The sequence below is a fragment of the Aeromicrobium sp. genome (genome assembly GCF_025965075.1).
GTDB lineage: Bacteria > Actinomycetota > Actinomycetes > Propionibacteriales > Nocardioidaceae > Aeromicrobium.
In genome coordinates, this window is record NZ_JAOPXQ010000170.1 from 1 (window position 1) to 6,008 (window position 6,008).

The window sequence follows — 6,008 nt, forward strand, 5'->3', positions numbered from 1 at the left end:
TACGACCCGTGGAGCCGGAGCGGGGCTGGCGGCGGTCACGTGAGAAGGTTATACGGCGTGAGCCGAGTTGGCGGAATGGTAGACGCGACGGTCTCAAAAACCGTTGTCCGAAAGGGCGTGCGGGTTCGAGTCCCGCACTCGGCACGGGTAACCCACACCGACGTAGCGTCGGCCTCTCTCGCAGGTGTGAAAGCACCGGAGGCCGTCCGCGGCCGGAGCCGTGCCGACTCGTCGGCACGCCAGAGCAGACTCGGCACCCAGCCCCCCGCGATGAGCCGCGAACACCGCCCGCGGCCGGAGCCGTGCCGACTCGTCGGCACGCCAGAGCAGACTCGGCAACCAGCCCCCCGCGATGAGCCGAGGGCCACCTCCGCACGGCCAGCCCCCCGAGACAAACTCTTCACGCCGAATCCCAGCCAATTCGCCCCACTCTGGGCTCCCATCCCCCAGACTTGCCCGCAGGAGGGGATGACCGCAGGAGCAGCATGCGATCGACCCGGGGATCCCGCAGCACCCACTACCGGTACTTCGTCCTGCCCGGAGACGACCCCGAGGTCGCCCGGGTCAACGGCCATGGCGTCGCGTCCTTCTGGGAGCCGGCGACCCGGGACTGGATCAGCGATCCCCTGCTGGGGGTCGAGATCGTGCACTACGGCGACTGGCACCTGACCGCGCCGGAGGACCTGCCCGACGGCGTGGAACGTCCTGCGCCACCACCGGCGAAGAAGCGCCGCCGCCTATCCCGCAAGGGTCGGCACACCGACCCGGCCGCGTGACCTACGAGGGGTCGGTGCCCGGGCTGGCGTACGCCGGGGTGACCCCGTTGATCGCGTCGCCCATGTTGTGGATGCGCAGGGCGTTGGTCGAGCCGGGGATGCCCGGAGGGGCGCCGGCGACGATGACGACCTGCTGGCCCTCGCTGCAGCGCTCGATCTCCAGCAGCGCCTTGTCGACCTGCAGCACCATGTCGTCGGTGTGCTTGACCTCGGGGACCGTGAACGTCTCGATGCCCCAGCTCATCGCGAGCTGACGCCGCACCAGAGGGTCGGGCGTGAACGCGATGACGGGCACCCGCGAGCGGTAGCGGGTCATGCGGCGGGCCGAGTCGCCCGTCGTCGTGAACGCCACGACGAAGCGCGCGTCGACGGCCTCGGCGACCTCCGACGCGGCGCGGCAGATGATGCCGCTCTTGGTCCGCGCGCGCCAGGTGAACGCGGCCATGCGGGGCAGACCGTGGTCCTCGGTCGACTCGATGATGCGGGCCATCGTGTGGACCGTGTGGATGGGGTACTCCCCCACGCTGGTCTCGCCCGACAGCATCACGGCGTCGGCACCGTCGAGGACGGCGTTGGCGACGTCGGACGCCTCGGCGCGCGTCGGCCGGGGCGCCGAGATCATCGACTCGAGCATCTGGGTCGCGACGATGACGGGCTTGGCGTTGCGCCGCGCCTTCTCCACGATGAGCTTCTGCACGATCGGGACGTCCTCGAGCGGCAGCTCGACGCCGAGGTCGCCGCGCGCCACCATGACGCCGTCGAAGGCGTCCATGATGCCGTCGAGGTTCTCGACCGCCTGCGGCTTCTCGATCTTGGCGATGACGGGGCGGTGGATGCCCTCCTCGACCATGATCTTGTGGACGTCCTTGTAGTCGTCGGCGGACCGCACGAACGACAGCGCGATGAAGTCGACACCGAGCCGCAGCGCGAACCGCAGGTCGTCGATGTCCTTCTCGCTCATCGCCGGCACACTGACCATGACGCCGGGCAGGTTGATGCCCTTGTTGTTGCTGACCGGACCGCTGGTCTCGATCGTGCAGGTCACGTCCGTGGCCGAGACCGCGGTCGCGCGCAGACGCATGCGTCCGTCGTCGATCAGGATCTCGTCACCGGGATTGACGTCGCCCGGCAGTCCCTTGTACGTCGTCGAGCACCGCGTCGCGTCGCCGAGGATGTCGTCGGTCGTGATCGTGAACTGCGAGCCCGCGTTGAGCTCGACCGGTCCGGCGGCGAAGCGCCCGAGCCGGATCTTGGGGCCCTGCAGGTCCGCGAGGACCGCGATGGCCTTGCCACTCTTGTCGGCGGCCGCGCGCACCCACTCGAAGTTCTGCTGGTGGTCGGCCTGCTCGCCGTGACTCATGTTGAGTCGGGCGACGTCCATGCCGGCCTCGACGAGCTGCTCGATCTTGCGTGCGTTGCCGACAGCGGGCCCGAGGGTGCAGACGATCTTGGCTCTTCTCACCTCTTGAGCCTAGCCACTCGTCGCCGTACCGGCGAGTCACTTATGTGGTTTCGCACAACAAATTCCTCGGGCCGCACCGTCAGACCGTCAACGGGCGCGCGTTCGGCGGGATCGGGGCCGGCAGGTTGGTCGTGCCGGACAGGTACGCGTCGACGCCGGCGGCTGCCGAGCGTCCCTCCGCGATGGCCCACACGATCAGCGACTGCCCGCGTCCCGCGTCGCCCGCGACGAACACGCCGTCGACGCTGGACATGTAGCGCTTGTCCCGCTTGACGTTGCCGCGCTCGTCGAGCTCGACGCCGAGCTGGTCGACCAGGCCCTCGGTCTCGGGACCCGTGAAGCCCATCGCGAACAGCACGAGCTGCGCGGGGATGTCCTTCTCGGTGCCCTCGATCTCGGTGAGCTTGCCGTCGATGAACTCGACCTCGACCAGGCGCAGGCCACGGACGTGACCGTCCTCGTCGCCGAGGAACTCCTTGGTCGACACCGAGTAGACCCGGTCACCGGCCTCCTCGTGCGCCGAGGAGACCCGGTAGATCATCGGGTAGGTCGGCCACGGCTGGTGGCCGGGACGGTCCTCGCCGGGGTTGGGCATGATCTCGAGCTGCGTGATCGACCGGGCGCCCTGGCGCACCGAGGTGCCGAGGCAGTCCGCGCCGGTGTCGCCGCCGCCGATGATGACGACGTCCTTGTCGGTCGCGACGATCTGGTCCGCGACCTCCTCGCCGAGGGCGACCCGGTTGGCCTGGGGCAGGAACTCCATGGCCTGGTGGATGCCACCGAGCTCGCGGCCCGGGGCCGGCAGCTCACGGCGGATCGTCGAGCCGATCGCCAGAACGACCGCGTCGTAGCGATCGCGGAGCTGCGAGCCGGTCAGGGTCTCGCCGACCCGGACGCCGGTACGGAAGACCGTCCCCTCGCGCTCCATCTGGTCGATGCGGCGATCGACCTGGATCTTCTCCATCTTGAACTCGGGGATGCCGTAGCGAAGCAGGCCACCGGGCTTGTCGTCACGCTCGTAGACCGCGACGGTGTGACCCGCGCGGGTCAGCTGCTGGGCGACGGCGAGGCCGGCCGGGCCGGAGCCCACGACGGCGACGGTCTTGCCGGTCAGCCACTCCGGCGGCTCGGGCCTGACCTGGCGGTCGTCCCACGCCTTGTCGATGATCGAGACCTCGACGTTCTTGATCGTCACTGCATCACGGTTGATGCCGACGACGCACGCCGTCTCGCACGGCGCCGGGCACAGCCGCCCGGTGAACTCCGGGAAGTTGTTGGTCGCGTGCAGCCGGTCGAGGGCCTCGTCCCAGTCCTTGCGCCAGACCAGGTCGTTCCACTCCGGGATCAGGTTGCCCAGGGGGCAGCCCGAGTGGCAGAACGGGATGCCGCAGTCCATGCAGCGTCCGGCCTGCTCGGTGATGATCGGCAGGAGCGCCCGGCCGGGCCCACCGGGGTAGACCTCGTTCCAGTCGTTGACCCGCTCCTCCACCGGGCGCCGCTCGGCGACCTGGCGGGGCGTGTTGATGAAACCTCTGGGATCAGCCACGTGCGGCCACCTCCATCATGCGTGCTGTGGTGTCTTCTTCGGACAGGCCCTCGGCCTCGGCGGCGTCGCGCGCCTCGAGCACCAGCCGGTAGTTGACCGGCATGATCTCGGTGAAGCGGGCGAGCGACTGCTCCCAGTGGCCGAGCAGCTGCTCGGCGACGGCGGAGCCGGTTTCTTCGTGGTGCTTGCGGACCAGGTCGTGCAGCGTCGCCGCTGCAGCACCCTCCGGGACGGGTCGGGTCTCGACCATGCCCATGTTGACCAGGCTCTCGTCCAGGTCGAGGATGTACGCCGCTCCCCCGCTCATGCCGGCCGCGACGTTGCGTCCGGTCTTGCCGAGGATCACGACGGTGCCGCCGGTCATGTACTCCAGGGGGTGGTCGCCCACGCCCTCGACGACGGCGCTGACGCCGGAGTTGCGGACGCAGAAGCGTTCGCCGACCTTGCCGCGCAGGAAGATCTCGCCGCTGGTCGCACCGAAGCCGATGACGTTGCCGGCGAGGATCTGCGCCTCGGCGGTGAACTGCGACTCGCGCGGCGGCCGGACCACGATCCGGCCACCCGACAGGCCCTTGCCGACGTAGTCGTTGCCGTCGCCCTCGAGCCGCAGCGTGATGCCCTTGGGCACGAACGCGCCGAACGACTGGCCGGCCGAGCCGAGGAACGTCAGGTCGATCGTGTTCTCCGGCAGGCCCTCGCCGCGGTAGCGCTTCGTGACCTCGTGGCCCAGCATCGTGCCGACGGTGCGGTTGACGTTGCGGATCTCGAGCTGCGCGCGGACCGGCTCACCATTCTCGAGCGCGTCGGCGCTCAGCGCGATGAGCTCATTGTCGAGCGCCTTGTCGAGGCTGTGGTCCTGTGTCGTCGTGTTGTGCAGCGACGCGCCCTCGGGGAGCTCGGGCACGTGCAGGATCGGTGTCAGGTCGAGACCGTCGGCCTTCCAGTGCCGGACCGCGGTGTCGACGTCGATGATCTCGGCGTGACCGACGGCCTCCTGGATCGACCGGAAGCCCAGGCGGGCGAGGTGCTCGCGCACCTCCTGCGCGATGTAGGTGAAGAAGTTGACGACGTACTCGGCCTTGCCGGAGTACTTCTCGCGCAGCGCCTTGTTCTGCGTCGCGACGCCCACGGGGCAGGTGTCGAGGTGGCAGACCCGCATCATGATGCAGCCGCTGACGACCAGCGGGGCCGTCGCGAAGCCGAACTCCTCGGCGCCGAGCAGCGCCGCGATGATGACGTCACGGCCGGTCTTGAGCTGGCCGTCGGCCTGCACGACGATCCGGTCGCGCAGCCCGTTGAGCAGCAGGGTCTGCTGGGTCTCGGCGAGACCGAGCTCCCACGGACCACCGGCGTGCTTGAGCGACGTCAACGGGGACGCGCCCGTACCACCGTCGTGGCCCGAGATCAGGACGACGTCGGCCTTGGCCTTCGAGACGCCCGCCGCGACCGTGCCGACGCCGACCTCGGACACGAGCTTGACGTGCACGCGGGCCGACGGGTTGGCGTTCTTGAGGTCGTGGATGCGCTGCTTGAGGTCCTCGATCGAGTCGATGTCGTGGTGCGGCGGCGGCGAGATCGGCCCGACGCCGGGCGTCGAGTGCCGCGTCTTGGCGACCCACGGATAGACCTTGGGCCCGGGCAGCTGGCCACCCTCGCCGGGCTTGGCGCCCTGCGCCATCTTGATCTGGATGTCGTCGGAGTTCGTGAGGTACTCCGACGTGACGCCGAAGCGGCCCGACGCGACCTGCTTGATCGACGAGCGGCGCTCCGGGTCGTACAGACGCTCGGGGTCCTCGCCACCCTCGCCGGTGTTGGACTTGCCGCCGAGACGGTTCATCGCGATCGCGAGGGTCTCGTGCGCCTCCTGGCTGATCGAGCCGTACGACATCGCACCGGTCGAGAAACGCTTGACGATCTCGGAGACCGGCTCGACCTCCTCGAGCGGGACGGCCGGGCGGACGCCCTCCCGGAGGTTGAACAGGCCACGCAGCGTCATGAGCCGCTCGGACTGGTCGTCGACCCGCGAGGTGTACTGCTTGAAGATCTCGTACGAGCCGGTCCGCGTGGAGTGCTGCAGGCGGAAGACCGTCTCGGGGTCGAAGAGGTGCTCGGGACCCTCACGCCGCCACTGGTACTCGCCGCCGGAGTCGAGCTGGCGACGGGGCCCGGCGATGCCGCGGGTCGGGTACGCCTTCTCGTGCCGCGAGCGGACCTCCTCGGCGAG

Annotated in this window: 4 protein-coding genes and 1 tRNA gene; 2 read left to right on the plus strand and 3 right to left on the minus strand. The window is 69.5% G+C overall.

The features are described 5' to 3' along the window. Window positions 1-61: 61 nt before the first annotated feature. Both JWQ91_RS10470 and JWQ91_RS10475 read left to right on the plus strand, forming a co-directional pair. A tRNA-Leu gene (locus JWQ91_RS10470) sits at window positions 62-144 on the plus strand. A gap of 341 nt (window positions 145-485) precedes the next feature. Further along, entirely contained in the window at window positions 486-776 is a 291-nt protein-coding gene (locus JWQ91_RS10475) for a hypothetical protein (protein ID WP_297783359.1), read from the plus strand. A gap of 1 nt (window position 777) precedes the next feature. Here JWQ91_RS10475 and pyk read toward each other — a convergent pair whose 3' ends face one another. The 3 genes from pyk to JWQ91_RS10490 form a co-directional block, all read right to left on the minus strand. Then, on the minus strand, window positions 778-2,238 hold the full coding sequence (gene pyk / locus JWQ91_RS10480; protein ID WP_297783362.1) for a pyruvate kinase: 1,461 nt from the start codon (window positions 2,236-2,238) through the stop codon (window positions 778-780). Between the two features lie 79 nt (window positions 2,239-2,317). Then, entirely contained in the window at window positions 2,318-3,784 is a 1,467-nt protein-coding gene (locus tag JWQ91_RS10485) for a glutamate synthase subunit beta (RefSeq protein WP_297783365.1), read from the minus strand. After that, window positions 3,777-6,008 (minus strand): glutamate synthase-related protein (locus tag JWQ91_RS10490; protein WP_297783368.1); only part of this gene is annotated, 2,232 nt, incomplete at its 5' end. The genes JWQ91_RS10485 and JWQ91_RS10490, both read right to left, overlap by 8 nt.